Raw genomic sequence first — 20,419 nt, forward strand, 5'->3', positions numbered from 1 at the left:
GCGTTCGCGGCAATGAGAGGAATAAAATGGGTAGCTTTTCCATCTGGCACTGGCTGATCGTCCTGGCGGTTGTCCTTCTTCTGTTTGGCCGCGGCAAGATTCCCGAGCTGATGGGTGATGTTGCCAAGGGCATCAAGAACTTCAAGCAGGGCATGTCCGACGAAGACGCCAAGGATGAAGCCAGGGATGCGGGTCGTACGATCGACGCCAAGGCTGACGAAACCGTCAACGACGTCAAGAAAACCACCAAGTCCTGATCTAACGGATAAAGCATGCTGCGCACGTGCAAGCGCGCGCAGCATATTTTGCCATTTACAAGTGCGGTTTTCCGCCGAAAGACGGGACGCGCGCGCGAATTGCGCGGGGTATCAAGAATATGTTCGACATCGGTTGGTCTGAACTTCTGATTATTGCGATCGTGATGATCGTGGTGGTCGGTCCCAAGGATTTGCCGAAAATGCTGCGTGCATTCGGCAAGGCTACAGCGCGCATGCGTGCGACCGCCAACGAGTTCAAGCAGCAGTTCGACGAAGCCTTGAAAGAGGCCGAGCTTGACGACGTCAAAACCATCATCGATGAGACCCGCAAGCTCGATCCGCGCTCAAAAATCACGCAAGTGTTCGATCCGATTCGAAGTGCAGGCGAGGATTTGCGTGCCGGCCTCCAGTCCACATCGTCCATGTCGCCGGCGACACCTGATAAAGTCGCTGAAGTGACGACGCCGGTCGATGCCGGTGGCGCACCGGTTCCGCCTGCTGTGAAGCCAGCCGCGGAAAAAGCCGTAGCGCCGAAGAAGACCACCCGCAAGGCTGCACCGAAGGCAGAGAATAACGCGACCGAAGCCAAGACAGCCAAAGCGAAAGCTGCTCCGAAGGCGGTTTCCGTCGCAAAGCCTGCTGCCAAAAAGCCCGCAGCGGCGAAACCGGAAACAGCCAAGGCTGCTGCCGCAACTGCCAAGAAGACCACGAAGAAGACAGGAACCAAAGCGTGAAACGCGACGAGGACGAAATCGAACAGAGCGCAGCGCCTCTGCTTGAGCACCTGATCGAGCTGCGCCGCCGCCTGATCTGGGCAATTCTGGCATTTTTCGTGGCATTTATTTTCTGTTTCGCGTTCGCAAAACAGCTCTTCAACCTGCTCGTCGTGCCTTATCAGTGGGCGCTCGACTGGGCGGGCATGGATCGTTCGAAAGCAGAGCTGATCTATACTGCGCCGCAGGAATTCTTCTTCACGCAGGTGAAGGTCGCCATGTTCGGCGGCATCGTGCTGGCATTTCCGATCATTGCCGCGCAGATCTACAAGTTCGTGGCACCCGGCCTCTACAAGCATGAGCGTATGGCGTTCCTGCCGTTCCTGATCGCATCGCCGATCCTGTTCTTGACCGGGGGCGCGCTCGTCTACTTCTTCTTTACGCCAATGGTGATGTGGTTCTTCCTCGCAATGCAGCAAACTGGCGGCAGCGGCGAAGTGCAGATTTCGCTCCTTCCGAAAGTATCGGAATATCTGAGCCTCATCATGACGCTCATCTTCGCTTTCGGCCTGGTTTTTCAGCTACCGGTCGTGACGAGCCTGATGGCTCGCGTCGGTCTGGTGACCTCGGCTGGCCTGAAGGACAAGCGCAAATACGCAATTGTCATCGCTTTCATCGTCGCGGCGGTGCTTACTCCGCCCGATCCGGCGAGCCAGATCGGCCTTGCCTTGCCGACAATCCTTCTCTACGAGATTTCAATCATCGTGGCTCGCATGATCGAGAAGAAGCGGGATGAGGCGCAGGAAGCTTCCGACGCTGAAAACAACGCTTCATCGTCCTGATTTGTCGCGATAATTCTGTGAGGTCGCAGGTTGTGCGGCCTCGCTTCTGTTCAATTTCACGAAACGGCTTTTCCCATGCTCGACATCAAATGGATTCGCGAAAACCCTGAAACCCTCGACAAAGCGCTCGCCAAGCGTGGGGCTCAGTCGCTGTCGTCCGAATTGATGGCGCTGGATGAAAAACGCCGCGAATATGTCGGCAAGGTTCAGGCCGCCCAGGAGCGCCGCAACGCTGCCTCGAAGGAAATCGGCAAGGCCATGGCTGCGAAGGACGCAGCAACGGCTGACAAGCTGAAGGCCGAAGTCGCCGAGTTGAAGGATTTTCTTGCTCAGGCCGAAGATGAAGAACGTCGCCTGACCAAGGAACTGAACGACGCCCTGTCGACCATCCCCAATATTCCGCTTGAAGACGTACCGCTCGGCAAGGACGAAAGCGACAATGTCGAAGTTCGTCGCGTCGGCAACCAGCGCAACTTTGCCTTCCAGCCGAAGGAACATTTCGAGCTAGGCGAGGCGCTCGGCTACATGGATTTTGAGCGCGCTGCAAAGCTCGCAGGTTCGCGCTTTACCGTGTTGAAGGGGCCGCTTGCGCGTCTTGAACGTGCGCTTGGCCAGTTCATGCTCGACCTGCACACCATGGAACACGGCTATACCGAAACGATGCCGCCGCTGATGGTGCGCGACGAAGCTGTCTACGGCACCGGCCAGCTACCGAAATTCTCGGAAGACCTGTTCCGCACCACGGACGGCCGCTGGCTGATTCCAACCGCCGAAGTTCCGCTGACCAATCTGGTTGCAGATGAAATCGTCGATACTAAGTCGCTTCCCCAGCGCTACACGGCGCTGACCCCATGCTTCCGTTCAGAAGCGGGTTCCGCCGGTCGCGACACGCGCGGCATGCTGCGCCAGCACCAGTTCCTGAAAGTGGAAATGGTGTCGATCACCGATGCCGACAGCTCGGTTGAAGAGCATGAGCGAATGACCGCCTGTGCAGAAGAAGTGCTGAAACGCCTTGGTCTGCCGTTCCGTACCGTCGTGCTCTGCACCGGCGATATGGGCTTCGGCGCACAGAAGACTTACGATATTGAAGTATGGCTGCCTGGCCAGAACGCCTATCGCGAAATCTCCAGCTGCTCGGTCTGCGGTGATTTCCAGGGACGTCGCATGAATGCCCGCTATCGTCCGGAAGGCGAGAAATCGACCCGTTTCGTGCATACGCTGAACGGTTCGGGTGTCGCCGTCGGTCGTGCGCTGATCGCTGTCATGGAAAATTATCAGGAAGAAGATGGCAGCATTCATATTCCTGAAGCATTGCAGCCATACATGGGCGGCCTCACGCGGATAGAGAAAGCTGCGTGAATCACATTTATTGATAAATGAAGGAGTGACGACGTGCGAATTCTGCTGACGAACGATGATGGTATCCACGCTGAAGGCCTCGCAGTTCTGGAGCGGATCGCACGCAAGCTCTCCGACGATGTCTGGGTAGTCGCTCCGGAAACCGACCAGAGCGGCCTCGCGCATTCGCTGACGCTGTCGGAACCACTCCGCCTTCGCCAGATCGATGACCGCCATTTCGCATTGCGCGGTACGCCGACCGATTGCGTCATCATGGGTGTGCGCCACGTTCTGCCGGGTGCGCCCGATCTCATTCTTTCGGGCGTGAACTCCGGTGCGAATATTGCCGACGATGTCACCTATTCGGGCACTGTGGCCGGCGCTATGGAAGGCACGCTGCTCGGCGTCCGGTCCATCGCACTGTCGCAGGAATATGAATATGAAGGCGACCGCCGCATCGTGCCTTGGGAAACGGCAGAAACCCACGCCCCTGACCTTATCCGCAAGCTGATGGAAGCAGGATGGCCGGAAGGCGTCCTGCTGAACCTCAACTTCCCGAATTGCGGTGCGGATGAAGTCAAGGGAACGCGCGTTACGGCTCAAGGCAAGCTCAGCCATGACGCACGCCTCGATGAGCGTCGCGACGGACGCGGCTTCCCGTATTTCTGGCTGCATTTTGGTCGGGGCAAAGCGCCGGTCGCGGACGACAGCGATATCGCAGCCATTCGTTCCGATTGCATTTCGGTAACCCCGTTGCACCTTGATCTGACCGCGCATAAGGTGCGGGCAGAATTGAGCGCAGCACTTGGGGTTGAAGCATGAGGCAGGCAGCGTCTGAGCGCCCACGGCTTTCGGACAGAGAAGGATTTATATCCTTCGTTATGCGGATGCGCGGATATGGGATTGACGATCCGCGCCTCTTTGCAGCCATCGAGTCCACACCGCGCCAGAGCTTTCTCGCGTCGTCGTGGTCTCATCTTTCCTATAGTCCCCGTACCGCGCCGCTTGACTGCGGCGAGTACATGGAGGGGATTGATGAGCAGGCCCGCGCCATTGCCGCGCTCAAGCTGGAGCCGGGTCATCGGGTGCTGGAGATCGGAACCGGGTCGGGTTTCACGGCGGCTGTCATGTCGTCGTTGGCCGGTCGCGTCACGACCGTTGAGCGTTATCGCAAGCTTTGTGATCACGCCTTGCAGCAGTTCGTATCGCTGAAGCGCGAAAACATCATGGTCAAACATGCCGATGGTCGCCATGGAATGCCGGGGGGCCCCTTTGACCGTATCCTGATCTGGCTCGCCTTTGAAGAAGTGCCACGCCATTTCGTCGATTTGCTGGCAACGCACGGCGTGCTGATCGCCCCGATCGGCCCAGGCGATGGTCGGCAGGTCATGACCCGCATCGCCAAGGTCGGCAGCCGATTCGAGCAGGAGGACCTGATGGCGGTCCGCTACCAGCCTTTCATCGAGGGTGTCTCGTCCGTTCTGTGATCGGCGCGCGTATCGATTCGTCAAAATGATGGCTATCAGGCTCTCTCCGTCCGCACCGGGGAGGGCTTTCGGTCGCTTTGTGCGCTTATGGTATTTAATTGGTGAATCTTTTTTCGAAGATTTACCGTTCTTAACCAGAGAGTAACATTAACGCGTTTTAATCACCTTACTGAGTTTCGAGTATGGGCGAGTTGAACATGCGTTTACAAATTTTGCAGCACACGTCTGAACGTCTCCTGCGGAATGTCGCGATCGTTCTGATTGCCGGTTTTGGTGCCGGGTGCAGTGCCGATACGATGCGCTTCACTGATGGTATCAGTACGGGCTCTACGTCCAGTCAGCGTGTCGCACAGCAGCCGGCTGGCGATCTTTATGCATCTGCGGCTCCCGTAGCTCCCGCATCGAGCGGTTCCGTTCAGCGCAATTCACTGCCTCCGGTGTCTTCTGCGCCGATGGCAGCGCCTGTGGCGGCAGCACGACAGTCGGTTCAGGCTCCGGTCGCAGCGGCATCCAATAACATTCAGAATCACGTCGGGCAGGCGCAGGATATGGCCGCAAACCGTGTGAACAACACGGTCAATGCCGCTGAAACCAAAGTTGCCAGCGCGGCAACATCTACGCGCAACACCGTAAATGGCGCGCAGGAAAAGGTTCTCGGTCAGCTTCCGGCGAACCCATCCATGCCACGGCCAACGGATAACAACATCGCGGTTGTCCCGCAGGCACCTGCCGTCAACGGCAAGAAGCCTTCGGCAAACGATATGGCTTCGGCAGGCGCAAATGCTACGACGCCGCCGGCGCCGAACGGTACATACACGGTTAAGAGTGGCGATTCGCTCTTCTCCATTGCGCAGAAGCACAATGTTCCTATCGAGCAGTTGAAGAAGGCAAACGGTCTGTCGAACGGCGCTATCCGCGTCGGCCAGGCACTCGTCATTCCTTCTGCCGCAGCAGGTAATGCAACGCAGGTTGCAGCGGTTTCGCAGCCGCCGGAAAATCCGGCCAAAGCAGCCGCGGCACCGACCGCCAATGCAGATGTGAAGCCTTACACGCCGCCACAGGCGAGCAACAAGGTGATCGAGGATGCCGAGAAGGATCAGGCGGCAGCGCCTTCCTCAACCGGCATTTCCCAGATGCGCTGGCCGGTACGTGGTCGTATTCTCGCAAGCTTCGGCCAGCGTGACGGTACATCGGTGAGCGACGGCATCGACATTATGGTTCCGGAAGGTACGTCGGTGAAGGCTGCTGAAAACGGTGTCGTCATTTATGCCGGTGACGGTCTCAAGGAATTCGGACAGACGGTTCTGATCCGTCACGATAATGGCCTTGTCACTGTTTACGGTCACAACAGCCAGATACTGGTTCAACGTGGGCAGAAGGTTCGTCGCGGCGAAGAAGTTGCAAAGTCGGGTATGAGCGGCAACGCGAAGTCTCCGAAGCTGCATTTCGAAGTGCGCAAGAATTCGTCTCCGGTCAATCCTAACAAGTATCTGGAATCCTGATAAAAAATGTTCAACTAAAGAAAGGCGGGCCAAAAGCCCGCCTTTCTTTTTATGGTCGGTTCATCGTTTTACATCGCAATCCCGAGGCGACCTGCCAGATCCTGGATATATTGCCATGCAACACGTCCCGAACGGTTTCCGCGTGTCGTGGACCATTCCAGCGCTTCGGCATGCATCTTGGCCGGATCGTAAGCCAGCTTAAAATAAGCCGCATAGCCGTCAACCATGGCGAGATAATCGTCCTGGCTGCATTTGTGGAAGCCAAGCCAGAGACCGAAACGGTCTGAAAGCGATACTTTTTCCTCAATGGCTTCCGAAGGATTGATTGCCGTTGAACGCTCATTGTCGATCATGTCGCGCGGCATCAGATGACGCCGGTTCGACGTCGCATAGAAGATCACATTGCCGGGGCGACCTTCCACGCCGCCTTCAAGCGCCGCCTTGAGCGATTTGTAGGACGTATCGTCATGATCGAAGGAAAGGTCGTCGCAGAACAGGATGAAGCGATAGTCCGTTTCCTTGATGAGGTTCATCAATGTTGGAAGGCTATCGATATCCTCGCGATGAATTTCGATCAGCTTGAGCGGAACGCGGTCCGGCATTTCTGCATTCACGCTGGCCTGCGCAGCCTTGACGAGCGAGGATTTGCCCATGCCGCGCGCGCCCCAGAGCAGCACATTATTGGCTGGAAATCCCTTTGCGAAGCGGCGGGTATTGTCTACGAGCTGGTCACGTACCAAATCTACGCCACGGATCAGTGCGATATCCACTCGGTTAACATGGCTGACCGGATCCAGGGTCAGTCGTTCGGGAGCCCAGACAAAGCAGTCTGCGGCATCAAGATCGGGTGTTTTGGCTTCCGGTGGCGCAATGCGTTCCAGAGCGGCGATCAAACGGTCCAGTTTCTGGCTGAGTATGTCTTCGGTCGTCATTTCATGCCCCTGATGATAGGGGTAACGGCTTAACATGTCACAGCGGAGGCGAAAAGTGTGCGACCTTGGCGCAGGCGAGGTCATCGCCGGTTGCATTTGGCGCGCTAACCATTGTAATGCCGATAATAATTTGTCTTCGAGACTTCAGAGGAGTTCCTAATGTTCGTAACACCGGCTTTCGCTCAGGCATCCGGCGGCGCTGTTGGACCAGATATGCTCATGAGCATTCTGCCGTTCATCCTGATCTTCGTGATCATGTACTTCCTTATCATCCGCCCGCAGCGGACCCAGATGAAGAAGCGTCAGGAAATGCTGACCCAGGTTCGTCGCGGCGATACCGTCGTGACCGGCGGCGGCATTGTCGGCAAGGTACAGAAGGTTGTTGACGACAACGAACTTGAAGTCGAAATCGCTGAAGGCGTTCGCATTCGCGTCATGCGCAGCACGCTGATGGATGTTCGCGTCAAAGGCGAGCCCGTCGCCGACAACAAGAACAAGTAATTCTTTTTACGACACGCAGGCCCCGGTAAGATTTCCATAACCGGGGCCTGCGCATTATTCGGTGTGCGCTAATATACGATGCGCGTGCCACGACGCCGGAGAGCGGTTCGCAACAGGTGAACTCCGGCATGCTCTATCCAAGCTGATACGGAATTGCTGCTCTATGCTCTATTTTTCACGCTGGAAATCTGCCCTGATCTGGCTCGCGGTTCTCGTGAGTTTCATCATCGCATCCCCTAACTTTTTCTCGCGTGAAACGTTGGCGAAGCTGCCAAATTTCCTGCCGAAGCAGCAGATCGCCCTCGGGCTTGATCTTTCCGGCGGCTCTCGTCTGGTCCTGCAAGTGCAGAATGCGGGACGAGGCGACCTCGAGCGCACAGCCAATATTATGCGGCAGCGCCTGGAGGAGCTTGGTTATGGCAAACCTCTTGTTGAAGCGGAAAACCGCAATCAGATTCGGGTCGAAGTTCCCGGCGTTTATGACGCGCAGCTTCTGAAAGACATTCTCAGCGTTCGCGGCGACTTCTCTTTCCGCGCTGTAGACAGCACCATGTCGCCGGATGACGCCATTCGTGGCACGCCACCGGCTGACAGTGAAATCATTTATTCCTATGACGATCCGCCGGTCGGCTATCTCGTCAAGAAGCAGCCGATTCTGACTGGCGCCAATGTGACTGACGCCAAGGCGACGCTGTCGGACGACGATACTGAGCCTCTCATCACACTGACGTTGGACGATGCAGGCCGCAAAAGCCTTGCCGAAGCAACATCGCATCTGGTTGGTGGTAGCTTTGCTATCGTCGTTGACAACCAGATCGTTTCCGCGCCCGCTGTCGATGAGAAGCTCGACACCAACGAGCTGCAGATTTCAGGTGCTTTCGATCTTCAGGCCGCCAACAACATGGCGGTTGTGCTGCGGTCCGGTGCGCTGCCACAAAACGTAACGGTTCTGGAAGAACGTACGATCGCATCGGCTTTGGGCGAAGACTATGCCAGCGCTGCTGCACTGGCAGCATTGCTTGCGGCACTGCTAGTCGGCTTGTTCATGGTCTTGTCCTACGGAATCCTTGGTGTGATCGCCATGATCGCGCTGGCCGTCAACATCATCATCCTGACAGCCATACTCTCGCTGATCGGCGCTTCGATCAGTCTCGCCAGCATTGCCGGTCTGGTGCTTACGATCGGCTTGGCCGTTGACGCCCACATCCTGATTTATGAGCGCGTGCGCGAAGATCGCCGCAAAGGCTATTCTGTTGTTCAGGCGATGGAATCCGGCTTCTATCGCGCTCTTTCGACTATCATCGACGCAAACCTAACCACACTTATTGCAGCGCTTGTCCTGTTCCTGCTCGGATCGGGAACGGTTCATGGCTTCGCGCTGACGGTGGCGGTTGGTATCGGCACCACGCTTTTCACGACGCTTACCTTCACTCGCTTGCTGATCGCGCAGTGGGTGCGCACGGCCAAGCCGAAGGAAGTGCCGAAGCGTCGTCTGAAACTGGTTCCGACTGTAACGCACATTCCGTTCATGCGTCTGCAATTCGTGACGCTCGGCATCTCGGTGCTGGCCTGCGCCATCGTGGTAGCGCTGTTCGTCAATATCGGCTTCAACTACGGCATTGATTTCCGTGGCGGCTCAATGGTCGAGTTGCAGGCCCGAAGCGGCGACGCCAACCTTGAGGATATCACCGAGCGCCTTACCGAACTCAACATCGAAAGCGCCCGTGTCCTGCCGGCAAAGTCCCCGCGCTCTGCCCTTGTCATTATAGGCAGTCAGGAAGTTGGCGACGATGCCGAACAAACCGTCGCCGTGAAACTGCGTGGAGAGTTCGAGCAGGATTATTCGTTCCAGCGCGTTGAAGTCGTTGGCCCGACAGTTTCGGAACAGCTTTCCCGCGCCGGTATTCTGGCGGTTATTCTGTCGCTGATCGGCATCTTCATCTACGTATGGGTTCGGTTCCGCTGGCAACTCGCGCTTGGCGCGGTGCTGTCGACCTTGCACGACGTTATCATCCTTGCGGGTATGTTCATCGTGTTTCGCATGGAGTTCAATCTGTGGAGCGTCGCGGCAATCCTGACGATCATTGGTTACTCGTTGAATGATACGGTCGTGATCTACGACCGCGTGCGCGAGAATCTGCGGGTCTATAAAAGCGCACCATTGCCTGCCATCATCGATGCCTCGATCAACCAGACACTGTCGCGTACCTTGCTGACGTCCTTTGTGACATTTCTGGCGCATATTCCGCTCTATGCCTTCGGTGGCGCGGATATCCGCAGCTTTGCGCTGGCGCTCAGCGTCGGTATTATTGTTGCAAGCTATTCATCGATCTTCATCGCCGCTCCATTGCTGGTTCAGTTCGGCCTCAAGCCGCGCGGGCCGGATGAATCCAGCGATCAAATGGATGATGAACTGGCGCAATCGCTGAATTTGGAAAGCTGAAAATGGCCAAAGGGATAGAGATACGCGAGGCCCATTTTCCTGGCCGAGCTCCCATTGATGCCTATGGCGACGGGGGCTTCCGTTTCGCCGAAATGTCGCATCGCGGCTCCATTCTTTGCCTGCCTTCGGGCATTCACGGCTGGGAACCTGCGACACCGCCGATACTGGGCAAAGCCGATCTAAAGATGATCCTTGAACAGGCATCCGATATTGAAATTCTGCTGGTGGGCACAGGCATGGATCTGCGCCGTATCCCCGAAGACGTTCGCGCTATCCTGCGCGAACACCGTATTTCTTCCGATCCCATGAGCACGGGCGCTGCCGTTCGCACCTATAATGTGCTGCTGGCCGAAGATCGCGCAGTCGCGGCAGCCTTGATTGCTGTAGACTGACATCATGAACGAGAATGAGGCTCATTGCCTGGCATTGCTACGCGAAGCTGACCGGGATCGTTATCTTTCAGTGCTTTATGCACCGGAGGATCGTCGCGGCGGTTTGGCTGCGTTGTATGCGTTTAATGCGGAAGTTGCGCGTATCCGTGATCTGGTCCACGAACCGCTACCGGGTGAAGTCCGGCTGCAATGGTGGCGCGATCTCATCAACGGCGAGGCGAGGGGTAGTGCAGAAGCGCATCCCGTTGCCGCAGCGCTGATCGGCACCATTGAAAAATATGAACTGCCGCAAACTGCTTTCGACAATTATTGCGAAGCGCGCATCTTCGATCTTTATGATGACCCGATGCCCAGCTGCAATGATCTGGAAGGTTATTGCGGTGAAACCGCATCGGCTATCATCCAGTTAGCCGGCTTTATCTTGGACAGGGATGCCGCGCAGGCGCAGACGGAAACAACCGGCCATGCTGGCGTGGCACAGGCCGTAACCGGCTTGCTTCGCCTTATGCCTATTCATCGGCGGCGTGGGCAGCTCTATGTACCTGCCGATATGTTGCAGGCAGTCGGTGTGACCCGCGAGACTTTCATTGCTGGCGAAGACAAGGCTGCTGTCGAGCGCGTGATCAGCATCATGCTTGCTTTCGCGCGTGAACATCTGGCGATTTTCGAGAAGAACAAGTCACAGCTGCCGAAGAGCCTTGTTCCAGCGTTTCTGCCTTTGGCGCTTGTTCCGGCCTATCTGCGAGCAATCGAACGCCTGGGCGCACAGGCTGCGGAAAAGGTGGCGGACATTTCTGCCATCCGAAAGCAATGGCTCATGTTTAGAGCCAATTTCTGAGCAGCCAGAGCCGATGGGCTTTAGTTCAATCGAACGAAGCCCATCGCAATATCACTCAGCCGGTCCTAGCCCCGAGCCCAGCCCCAAGTCCAGCCATTGACGGCAATCAGCCAGAGCACGTGCGGAAAGCGCGCGTTTCTTGGCAACAGTCTTTTCCTTGCCGCGCAGACGCTTGCCTTCCGGCTTCGGAACGTCGACGGGCGGGAACAGGCCGAAATTCACATTCATCGGCTGGAACGAACGCTTGCCCGGTTCGTCATCGGCAACGATGTGCCCACCCGTTATATGACCGAGCAGGGCACCGAATGCGGTTGTTCCCGGCGGTGGCGTCAATGTCTGCCCCAGCTTTTCTGCCGCAGTGAAACGACCTGCCAGCAATCCGATGGCTGACGATTCGACATAGCCTTCACAACCCGTCACCTGGCCGGCAAAGCGCAGTGTTTCGCGTGATTTCAGGCGAAGCGTACCATCGAGCAGCACGGGAGAGTTCAGATAGGTGTTGCGGTGAAGACCGCCGAGGCGGGCGAATTCCGCATTTTCCAGACCCGGAATCATCTTGAAGATGCCGGTCTGCGAGCCGTATTTCAGCTTCGTCTGGAAACCGACCATGTTGTAGAGCGTGCCGAGCGCATTGTCCTGACGGAGCTGCACGACGGCATAAGCCTTCACAGTCGGATTATGGGCGTTGGTAAGGCCCATCGGCTTCATCGGCCCATGACGCAAGGTTTCCGGTCCGCGTTCGGCCATCACTTCGATCGGCAAGCAACCATCGAAATAGGGTGTGCCTTCCCATTCCTTGAAGTCGGTCTTGTCGCCTTCGACCAATGCGGCCACGAACGCCTCATACTGCTCCTTGTCCATGGGGCAGTTGATATAGTCCTTTCCGGTGCCGCCGGGGCCAACCTTGTCATAGCGCGACTGGAACCAGCAGACATCCATATTGATCGAATCAAAATGGATGATCGGAGCAATGGCATCAAAGAAGGCCAGAGCATCAGCACCGGTCTGCGCCTGGATGGCTTCAGCCAGTGAAGGCGCGGTCAGAGGTCCGGTGGCAACGATGGTCGTTCCCCATTCCTCTGGCGGAAGACCGGTCACTTCTTCCCGAACGATTGTAATCAGTGGATGGGCTTCAAGCTTGGCAGTGACGGCCTGTGAAAAGCCTTCGCGGTCGACAGCCAATGCGCCACCGGCCGGGACCTGATGGGCATCGGCGCACGCCATGATGAGCGATCCGGCAAGGCGCATTTCGGCGTGAAGAACGCCGACGGCATTGGTTTCGGCATCATCCGAGCGGAAAGAGTTGGAACAGACGAGCTCGGCAAGCTGCTCGGTCTTGTGGGCATCGGTGCCGCGCACGGGACGCATTTCGTGCAATATGACGGGCACGCCCGCCTGCGCGAGCTGCCATGCAGCTTCAGAACCGGCAAGGCCGCCGCCGACGACGTGAACGGGAGAAAGATCGGATGTGTTTAACATGGGCCATTCCCTTATCGCCTTTGCTGAACGCCTTCAATGGAGAAGGCTCGCCAAGGATGGGAATCATGCCGCAAAAAGAAATGGCATCCGTCGCGGGAGGAGGAGCGACGGATGCCATTATGGTAAGACCGGCATTGGGAGGAGGAGAACCGGCCTTGTTATCGCAAAACCTGGGAGGAGGATGGCTCTGCGATGAACCAGGTCTGGTGGGAGGAGGATCCAGACTTGGAGAAACTTTAAAGCTCGTTGAATTAGCGAGCCCTGGTCTTTAACGGGCCTTGGTCTGGCGAGCCACGAACGGGATGTCCGCGCGGGAGATGCCAAGATCGTTCAGCTCACGGGTGGAGAGCTGGCTGAGTTCATTGACGGTGTCGCGGTAACGGCGCCAGTTGTTGTAAGAGCGGAGGAGGTTCATCGTGCTATTCCTTCATCGTTGAGGAACTGGAGTTCTGTTCAATTCATCTCGTTTGTTGCCCATGATATAAGCTATTGTTTTCGCAGGTTGCAGACCCGAGTTTGCATAGCTGCTCTGCGGGTTCTGCACGACACGTTAAATCGATTAGACTGGTATGGCACAAAATTGCCGCAAAGCGATTTGATCCACTCTTTGCCGGCAGCGCAGTTTCCTATATGTTCTCAAACGCTTACGGTTGCGACAGCAACAACTGACAGAATGACCAGGAGCTAATTTGTCATTTTCCATTTCTGTTGAACGCCTGATCGAGAGATGGCAGCGGGACGGTCTGATCGATGCGGAAACAGCATCGAAACTGAATGCCGACCTTGAAAAGCGCGCTTCGGTCTTCAGCCTTGGTTCCGTTCTGGCCACGCTTGGCGGGCTGCTTCTCGGCGCAGCCGTTATCATGCTGGTTGCCGCGAACTGGCAGGAAATGCCGCGCCTCATGCGCATCGGCCTCATATTCGTTCTTATTTGGGTGAGTTATCTCGGTGGAGCCTGGCGGCAGTCTCGTGGTGACAAGCTGTTTCCGGCTACGCTCTATATTGTGGGTGCTGCATCGTTCGGGGCAGGGCTGGCGCTTGTGGGGCAAATGTATCATTTGTCCGGCGACATCCATTCCGCCGCAATCTATTGGTCCGTAGGCGTTCTGGTTTCGGCTTTTCTTCTACGCGCGCCGGTACTGGCGGCTTTCGGCGCCGGTGTCGCCTGCTTTTATCTTTCGACCTACGTTTTTGATACGTCGTCCTATGATGACATGACCTATCGCTGGATCGGACCGCTGCTTTTGCTGTTCGGCGCTGCAGCGGCCTTGTTCACGCGCTCGCGACACGCAGCCCATCTGTGGGCAATGTTCTCCATTGGCTGGGCTTTGCTCGTCTATGCGGAGCATGAGAGCAATACGGTGCTGGTGCTTATGCTGGTCGTGGGAATCGGTCTGATACTGGCTGACGGTTTTGCCCATGATACGGTGCAGAGACTGACCCGCTTCGCTCATCCGCTTGCGGCATACGGCTTGGCTCTCGCATTGCTGGCGCTTGTCACGCTTCAGATCAACCAGATGATCTCCTATTCCAGCGTTAGTGCAAGTCTGGACCGCGACATATTATATAGCATCTTCATATTGGCGCTCGCGATCGGGGCGATTGCTGTGGCTGGTCGAAATAATGGCGGCCTGCGCTCCATCGCCTATGCCGCATTTTCGATCCAGGTCCTCTATCTGGCTTTTGAGACGGTCGGCACCATGATCGGAACATCCGGGTTTTTCCTGACTGCGGGTATTCTCGTGCTGCTGCTGGCTGCTTTTGTGCGGCGCATGGAGAACCGCTTTGGAAAGAAAAGCAGCGTGGAGGCCCTACCATGACTATTCGATTCAAATGGCTCTATGTCGGGGCGACCATCACTGCATTGCTGCAAACCGGTATTCTTTATGCAGGCATAGAAAAACGCGCCTCTGTCCTGCGCTCAGGCGCGGAAGTGACGCTGCAGACGGAACCTTTCGACCCGCGCGACCTGATGCGCGGCGAATACGTTGTTCTGGGTTACGAGATTTCCAGTCTGTCCCGAAAGGATATTCAGGGTGAGCACCCTGCCGGTTCGCGTACCGTGTATGTTGTGGTGAAGCCCGATGCAAACGGAATAGCGCGCTTTTCACGCGCCTCATTCGTTCCGCTTTCAGAACTCGCTGCGGGCGAAGTGCAGATTCGGGGCGAGGCGGCCTATTCCATATCCGATGATCCGGAATCGAATATCCGTCTCAATTTCGGCATTGAACGATATTATGTACCCGAGGGGCAGGGACGCGCGATTGAAGACAGTCAGCGAGAGCGGCGGATTACCGCCATTGTGGCGGTTGATCCGAAGGGAATGCCGGTCATTAAGGCCCTGCAGGAAGACGGAAGGCAGCTCTATCAGGAGCCTCTTTATTGATCCTGTCATCACGCACTGTTTCAAAAGGGTTGGCTGACGCGACAGGATCGCTATATAGAGACGGAAAGGGCAGGAAGAGCTCAGCCTGATCGAACCTTGTAAATCTATGCAGGGCAGGCGGCTTTTTTCCTTTGAACCGGGAAAATTGGATGATATAGAGACGCGCGCTTTCGAGGGGCGGTTCAATATCTGAGACGAATTATGGTGCCTTCTGAGGAATGTACATCGGTTCAGAAGCGGATGTGGCGAAATTGGTAGACGCACCAGATTTAGGTTCTGGCGGGAGACCGTGGGGGTTCGAGTCCCTCCATCCGCACCAACTGCCATAAGGCAAAAGAATTTCTCTCCCGCGACAAGGCAAACAGGCCGGTAACGGCGGGACAATGACAAGAAGTGAAGGTTTGAACATGCAGGTTACCGAAACGCTCAATGAAGGGCTGAAGCGCGAGATCAAAGTCGTGGTTCCGGCCAAGGACCTCGAAGCCAAGCTCGCAGAGCGGCTGGAAACTGCGCGTGACCGCGCCAAGATCAACGGTTTCCGTCCGGGCAAGGTGCCTGCGGCTCACCTCCGCAAGATGTACGGCAAGTCCTTCATGGCGGAAATCGTCAACGAAATCCTCAATGACTCGTCGCGTTCGCTTCTTGCTGAACGTAACGAAAAGTCGGCTACACAGCCTGAAGTCATCATGTCGGAAGACGAAAAAGAGGCCGAACAGGTTCTCGACGGCAAGGCCGATTTCGTTTTTTCGCTGAACTACGAAGTTCTGCCGGCAATCGAAGTCAAGGACTTCTCGAAGATCGCTGTTACCCGTGAAGTCGTCGATATTTCCGATGAGGAAGTTGACGATCAGGTCAAGCGCATCGCTTCGTCGACCCGCACCTTCGAAACCAAGAAGGGCAAGGCCGAAAACGAAGATCGCGTTACGATCGACTATCTGGGCAAGCTCGACGGCGAGCCGTTCGACGGCGGCGCGGACAATGACGCACAGCTCGTTCTCGGTTCCGGCCAGTTCATTCCTGGCTTCGAAGAGCAGCTCGTTGGCGTCAAGGCTGGCGACGAGAAGGTTATCAACGTAACTTTCCCTGCTGAGTACGGCGCTGCCCATCTGGCTGGCAAGGAAGCTACCTTCGACATCAAGGTCAAGGAAGTTGCCAAGCCGAACGAACTGGTCCTCGATGACGAAACTGCAAAGAAGCTCGGCATCGAATCGCTTGAGCGTCTGCGTCAGGTCGTTCGTGAACAGATCGAAAGCCAGTACGGCCAGATCACCCGCCAGAAGGTAAAGCGTCAGATTCTCGACGCTCTGGACGGCGACTATCAGTTTGAAACGCCGCAGAAGCTTGTTGACGCCGAGTTCAACAACATCTGGCAGCAGATCAACTTCGACCTGCAGCAGGCTGGCCGCACGTTCGAAGACGAAGAAACCACTGAAGAAGCCGCTCGCGAAGAATATCGCAAGCTTGCTGAGCGTCGCGTGCGCCTCGGTCTGGTTCTGTCGGAAATCGGCGAAAAGGCTGGCGTTGAGGTTTCTGAAGAAGAACTGCAGCGCGCTGTTTACGATCAGGTTCGTCGCTATCCGGGCCAGGAAAAGGAAATCTACGAATTCCTGCGCAAGACGCCGGATGCCGTTGCCAACCTTCGCGCTCCGATCTTTGAAGAAAAGGTCGTTGACCATCTGCTCGCCAATATCAACGTGACCGACAAGAAGGTTTCGAAGGAAGAGCTGACGGCTGAAGACGAAGATGCAGCTTCGGAAGCAAAGCCTGCCAAGAAGGCTGCAGCGAAGAAGAAGGCCGCTCCTAAGAAGAAGGCTGACGAAGGCAAGTCCGAAGAGGCTTGATCTTTGCTCCCAGCATGAATTCGGAAAGGCCGCGCATAGCGCGGCCTTTTCGTTTTGCGATCATGGAAATGGTGGCTGAAAAGCTTGCATCCGGTGGGGCTTTGCTCTAGCCAATACAACAATCAGTTTCAGCCCAATCACAGTATTGTCGAGCCAGTAATGTCCCTAATCGATACGCGTATACCTGAACCCAAACGCTTTATCTCCGGCGCGACCGGCGACTGGGAAGTCGTCATCGGCATGGAAGTCCATGCGCAGGTCACGTCAGAATCGAAGCTGTTTTCCGGCGCTTCCACCTCGTTCGGCGCAGAGCCTAATTCGAATGTTTCTCTGGTTGATGCTGCCATGCCGGGCATGCTGCCGGTCATCAATCTGGAATGCGTCAAGCAGGCGGTTCGCACGGGCATTGGGCTCAACGCTCAGATTAATTTGAAGTCGGTTTTCGATCGCAAGAATTATTTCTATCCCGATCTGCCGCAGGGCTATCAGATTTCGCAGTTCAAGCAGCCAATCGTTGGCGAAGGCAAGATCATGATTTCGGTCGGCCCGGACAATAAGGGCCAGTTCGAAGACGTGGAAATCGGCATCGAACGCCTGCATCTGGAACAGGATGCAGGCAAGTCCATGCACGACCAGCATCCGACCATGTCCTATGTGGACCTGAACCGTTCTGGCGTAGCCTTGATGGAAATCGTGTCGAAGCCGGACTTGCGTTCCTCCGATGAAGCACGCGCTTATCTGACCAAGTTGCGCACGATTGTCCGCTATCTCGGCACGTGCGACGGCAACATGGATGAAGGCTCGATGCGCGCCGACGTGAATGTCTCCGTGCGCCGTCCGGGCGGTGAATTCGGTACACGTTGCGAAATCAAGAACGTCAATTCGATCCGCTTCGTCGGTCAGGCAATTGAATATGAGGCTCGCCGCCAGATTGCCATTCTCGAGGACGGTGGCTCCATCGATCAGGAAACACGCCTGTTCGATCCGGTAAAGGGTGAAACCCGGTCCATGCGCTCCAAGGAAGAAGCGCATGACTATCGCTATTTCCCTGATCCGGACCTTCTGCCACTCGAGTTCGACCAGGCATTCGTGGATGCGCTGGCAGTGGACCTGCCGGAACTGCCGGACGTCAAGAAGCAGCGCCTCGTCGAGAAGCAGGGTATCTCGATCTATGATGCATCGATTCTCGTTACCGAGAAGGCTATTGCTGATTATTATGAAGCCGTTGCTGCCGGTCGTGACGGCAAGGCCGCAGCGAACTGGGTCATCAACGACCTCCTTGGCGCGCTGAACAAGGCTGGCAAGGACATTGAGGAATCACCGGTCAGCCCCGAACAGCTTGGTGCTGTCATCGACCTCATCAAGGAAGGCACGATTTCCGGCAAGATCGCCAAGGATCTTTTCGAGATCGTCTGGAATGAGGGTGGCGATCCGAAGAAACTCGTTGAAGAACGTGGCATGAAGCAGGTCACGGACACCGGTGCCATTGAGAAGGCTGTGGACGACGTCATTGCGGCCAATCCGGAAAAGGTGGAGCAGGCAAAAGCCAAGCCGACACTGGCCGGCTGGTTTGTCGGTCAGGTCATGAGGGCGACCGGCGGTAAAGCCAACCCGCAATCTGTCAATGAACTGGTCAAGGCCAAGCTCGGGATTGAAGAGTGATGTGGGTCAGAAGTGCGACGGAGGCTGATCTCAAGGCAGTGCACGAGCTGCTTGTCTCGACCTGGCACGCGACCTTTGATGACATCCTTGGGCGGGAAACGGTGGATGCCGTTACCGCCCAATGGCACAGCATTGGTGTTCTGAAGGCCAATCTGAAGAAGCCCTATTCTGAATTCATCGTTGCCGATAACGGCAATGGCGGCATTGACGGCATGGCTTTTGCCAGCCAGTCGGAAGAAGGCAAGGCTTCGCTGCATCAGCTTTATGTTCGTCCCGACACACAGGTTCAGGGTATCGGGACGATGCTTCTCGCTGAAATAGAGATGGCTTTTCCCGACGTTCGTACGATGAAGCTTGAAGTGATCGAGAGAAACGCCAAAGCTGTGAACTTCTACGAGCGCAAGGGCTATGCCAAAGTCGGCCGCAATGAAGATTGGGGTGATCCCAATTGCAAGGAGCCGGTGCTGGTGATGGAAAAGTCGCTCGAGAGCTGGAATATGTAAAGCATATCTCCCAAAGTGGAGACCGGTTTGGGGATTAAGACATGTGGGCATGTAGAAGCCTGAAGCGCGTCGCGTTTTGGGCTCATCATACTCTTGTGACAGCGGCAACTTGACCCTTGCCATGGCCGGTCGATAGGGCCATAAGCAAGAAAACCCGGTGGTTTCGGTCACCTGTGGCAATAATGGATCTGGAATAGGTCATGAAGAAATTTATTACGCAAGTTTTCACCTGGTGGAACGGCCAGACGCTCGGCACGCGGTTTCATACGTGGCGCAAGGGCGAGCGCGTCGGTGAAGACGAGTTCGGCAATATCTATTATCAGGGTGGCAAGGACTCCGAAGGTCGCACGCGTCGCTGGGTAATCTTCAATGGCTATGCGGAAGCAAGCGCTATTCCTCCCGGCTGGCATGGCTGGATGCATCATCGCGTCGACACGCCGCCTACCAAGGAAGACTACAAGCCACGTGACTGGCAGAAGCCGCACCTGCAGAACCTGACCGGTTCTCCGCTGGCTTACCGTCCGAAAGGCGCTATTGCTCGTCCGGGTACGGAACCTGCGGAGCGTCCGCGCGTGACCGGCGAATACGATGCCTGGACACCGGGCAACTGATAATCGGTTTTGATTTTTGTCCGGCGCGTTAATCCGCGCCGGATTTCTTATATGTCCGCCTTTTGACGCTATTGCAGAAAAGGTTTGAGGATAGACGGCTTGCTTCATGCCGATGGCTGTATTGCGGCTTGCGACAGGGCAACGAATCGTCACATTTCATGCTTAGGAATTGTTCCTGCTTAATTTAAACCCTTTGGATGCGGATTTCCGTTTTGACGAAGCAATCTCACGGCACGGCTGGCAACGGGAAAAACTCGATCAAAAGGGCTGTTCAAATCGCCCTGATTTCATTGATTGCGACCACCAGCAGCTTTCAGACAGCCATGGCCGAACGCATCACCAATCCGGTTGCTGAGTTCTCGGGTCTCGATAAAATCACCGGACGCATCACGACATTCGATGTCTATATCAATGAGACGGTCCAGTTTGGTGCGCTTCAGGTAACGCCGAAAGTCTGCTATTCGCGCACGGAGAATGAAGCGCCGCGCACGGATGGCTTCGTTGAAGTGGATGAAATCACACTGGATCGAAAGATTCGCCGTATCTTTACTGGCTGGATGTTTGCCGATAGTCCGGGTCTCAATGCTGTCGAGCATCCGATCTATGACGTCTGGCTGAAGGACTGCAAGCAGAAGTCGGAAGTGCCGCCGCCGGATCAGCGCAACTAGTGTGGTGGATTTGAATCCGAAATT

General features: G+C 56.1%; 21 protein-coding genes and 1 tRNA gene. 19 read left to right on the forward strand and 3 right to left on the reverse strand.

Annotated features, from left to right (window positions below; translation table 11 throughout):
- The first annotated feature begins 26 nt into the window (after positions 1-26).
- From F9K94_RS01710 to dipM, 7 genes are all read left to right on the forward strand, one after another.
- The gene (locus tag F9K94_RS01710) at positions 27-257 is read left to right on the forward strand and encodes a twin-arginine translocase TatA/TatE family subunit (protein WP_151557404.1); all 231 of its coding nucleotides are present in this window, start codon (positions 27-29) and stop codon (positions 255-257) included.
- Positions 258-376: 119 nt separating this feature from the next.
- Positions 377-991, forward strand: a complete 615-nt coding sequence (gene tatB, locus F9K94_RS01715) for a Sec-independent protein translocase protein TatB (protein WP_151643294.1) — start codon at positions 377-379, stop codon at positions 989-991.
- Complete coding sequence (gene tatC, locus F9K94_RS01720) at positions 988-1,812, forward strand: twin-arginine translocase subunit TatC (RefSeq protein WP_061346421.1); 825 nt, start codon at positions 988-990, stop codon at positions 1,810-1,812. The genes tatB and tatC overlap by 4 nt, the downstream gene beginning before the upstream one ends.
- A gap of 75 nt (positions 1,813-1,887) precedes the next feature.
- Entirely contained in the window at positions 1,888-3,171 is a 1,284-nt protein-coding gene (gene serS, locus F9K94_RS01725) for a serine--tRNA ligase (RefSeq protein WP_151643296.1), read from the forward strand.
- 33 nt (positions 3,172-3,204) lie between these two features.
- A complete protein-coding gene (gene surE / locus F9K94_RS01730; protein ID WP_061346419.1) occupies positions 3,205-3,972 on the forward strand; it encodes a 5'/3'-nucleotidase SurE in 768 nt (255 codons plus the stop codon).
- Complete coding sequence (locus F9K94_RS01735; RefSeq protein ID WP_061346418.1) at positions 3,969-4,637, forward strand: protein-L-isoaspartate(D-aspartate) O-methyltransferase; 669 nt, start codon at positions 3,969-3,971, stop codon at positions 4,635-4,637. The genes surE and F9K94_RS01735 overlap by 4 nt, the downstream gene beginning before the upstream one ends.
- Before the next feature lie 182 nt (positions 4,638-4,819).
- Positions 4,820-6,139, forward strand: coding sequence for a cell division endopeptidase DipM (gene dipM, locus F9K94_RS01740; protein ID WP_151643298.1), 1,320 nt, complete (start codon positions 4,820-4,822; stop codon positions 6,137-6,139).
- Between the two features lie 68 nt (positions 6,140-6,207).
- On the opposite strand, the gene F9K94_RS01745 is transcribed toward dipM, so the two are convergent.
- Positions 6,208-7,071, reverse strand: coding sequence for an ATP-binding protein (locus tag F9K94_RS01745; protein WP_151643300.1), 864 nt, complete (start codon positions 7,069-7,071; stop codon positions 6,208-6,210).
- Positions 7,072-7,230: 159 nt separating this feature from the next.
- Here F9K94_RS01745 and yajC point away from each other — a divergent pair, with 159 nt between their 5' ends.
- The 4 genes from yajC (at position 7,231) to F9K94_RS01765 (ending at position 11,245) form a co-directional block, all read left to right on the forward strand.
- On the forward strand, positions 7,231-7,572 hold the full coding sequence (yajC, locus tag F9K94_RS01750; protein ID WP_010661250.1) for a preprotein translocase subunit YajC: 342 nt from the start codon (positions 7,231-7,233) through the stop codon (positions 7,570-7,572).
- A gap of 163 nt (positions 7,573-7,735) precedes the next feature.
- Entirely contained in the window at positions 7,736-10,015 is a 2,280-nt protein-coding gene (gene secDF, locus F9K94_RS01755; RefSeq protein ID WP_235920557.1) for a protein translocase subunit SecDF, read from the forward strand.
- A gap of 2 nt (positions 10,016-10,017) precedes the next feature.
- Positions 10,018-10,407, forward strand: a complete 390-nt coding sequence (locus tag F9K94_RS01760; RefSeq protein WP_061346414.1) for an Mth938-like domain-containing protein — start codon at positions 10,018-10,020, stop codon at positions 10,405-10,407.
- 4 nt (positions 10,408-10,411) lie between these two features.
- Positions 10,412-11,245, forward strand: a complete 834-nt coding sequence (locus tag F9K94_RS01765; protein WP_151643302.1) for a phytoene/squalene synthase family protein — start codon at positions 10,412-10,414, stop codon at positions 11,243-11,245.
- Between the two features lie 51 nt (positions 11,246-11,296).
- Here the strand turns inward: F9K94_RS01765 and trmFO are convergent, their stop codons facing one another.
- Together trmFO and F9K94_RS01780 are read right to left on the reverse strand one after the other, a co-directional pair.
- A complete protein-coding gene (gene trmFO / locus F9K94_RS01770) occupies positions 11,297-12,724 on the reverse strand; it encodes a methylenetetrahydrofolate--tRNA-(uracil(54)-C(5))-methyltransferase (FADH(2)-oxidizing) TrmFO (protein ID WP_151643304.1) in 1,428 nt (475 codons plus the stop codon).
- 268 nt (positions 12,725-12,992) lie between these two features.
- On the reverse strand, positions 12,993-13,139 hold the full coding sequence (locus tag F9K94_RS01780) for a DUF1127 domain-containing protein (protein ID WP_006466676.1): 147 nt from the start codon (positions 13,137-13,139) through the stop codon (positions 12,993-12,995).
- A gap of 274 nt (positions 13,140-13,413) precedes the next feature.
- Here F9K94_RS01780 and F9K94_RS01785 point away from each other — a divergent pair, with 274 nt between their 5' ends.
- The 8 genes from F9K94_RS01785 to F9K94_RS01820 all read left to right on the forward strand — a co-directional run bounded on the left by F9K94_RS01785 (position 13,414) and on the right by F9K94_RS01820 (position 20,395).
- Entirely contained in the window at positions 13,414-14,544 is a 1,131-nt protein-coding gene (locus tag F9K94_RS01785; RefSeq protein ID WP_151643306.1) for a DUF2157 domain-containing protein, read from the forward strand.
- Positions 14,541-15,110 (forward strand): GDYXXLXY domain-containing protein, encoded by a 570-nt coding sequence (locus F9K94_RS01790; RefSeq protein ID WP_151643308.1) that lies wholly within the window; start codon positions 14,541-14,543, stop codon positions 15,108-15,110. The genes F9K94_RS01785 and F9K94_RS01790 overlap by 4 nt, the downstream gene beginning before the upstream one ends.
- A gap of 236 nt (positions 15,111-15,346) precedes the next feature.
- Positions 15,347-15,429 (forward strand) — tRNA-Leu (locus F9K94_RS01795).
- An 88-nt stretch (positions 15,430-15,517) separates the two neighbouring features.
- Entirely contained in the window at positions 15,518-16,951 is a 1,434-nt protein-coding gene (gene tig, locus F9K94_RS01800; protein ID WP_268878386.1) for a trigger factor, read from the forward strand.
- 159 nt (positions 16,952-17,110) lie between these two features.
- Complete coding sequence (gatB, locus tag F9K94_RS01805) at positions 17,111-18,613, forward strand: Asp-tRNA(Asn)/Glu-tRNA(Gln) amidotransferase subunit GatB (RefSeq protein WP_109987683.1); 1,503 nt, start codon at positions 17,111-17,113, stop codon at positions 18,611-18,613.
- A complete protein-coding gene (locus F9K94_RS01810; protein ID WP_151557981.1) occupies positions 18,613-19,116 on the forward strand; it encodes a GNAT family N-acetyltransferase in 504 nt (167 codons plus the stop codon). Before gatB ends, F9K94_RS01810 begins: the two co-directional genes overlap by 1 nt.
- Before the next feature lie 200 nt (positions 19,117-19,316).
- Positions 19,317-19,727: an NADH:ubiquinone oxidoreductase subunit NDUFA12 gene (locus F9K94_RS01815; protein WP_010661260.1), complete on the forward strand. Its 411-nt coding sequence runs from the start codon at positions 19,317-19,319 to the stop codon at positions 19,725-19,727.
- Between the two features lie 197 nt (positions 19,728-19,924).
- A complete protein-coding gene (locus F9K94_RS01820; protein ID WP_151557979.1) occupies positions 19,925-20,395 on the forward strand; it encodes a DUF2155 domain-containing protein in 471 nt (156 codons plus the stop codon).
- The last annotated feature ends 24 nt before the right edge of the window (positions 20,396-20,419 follow it).

This window comes from Brucella tritici, from assembly GCF_008932285.1.
Lineage (GTDB): Bacteria > Pseudomonadota > Alphaproteobacteria > Rhizobiales > Rhizobiaceae > Brucella > Brucella tritici.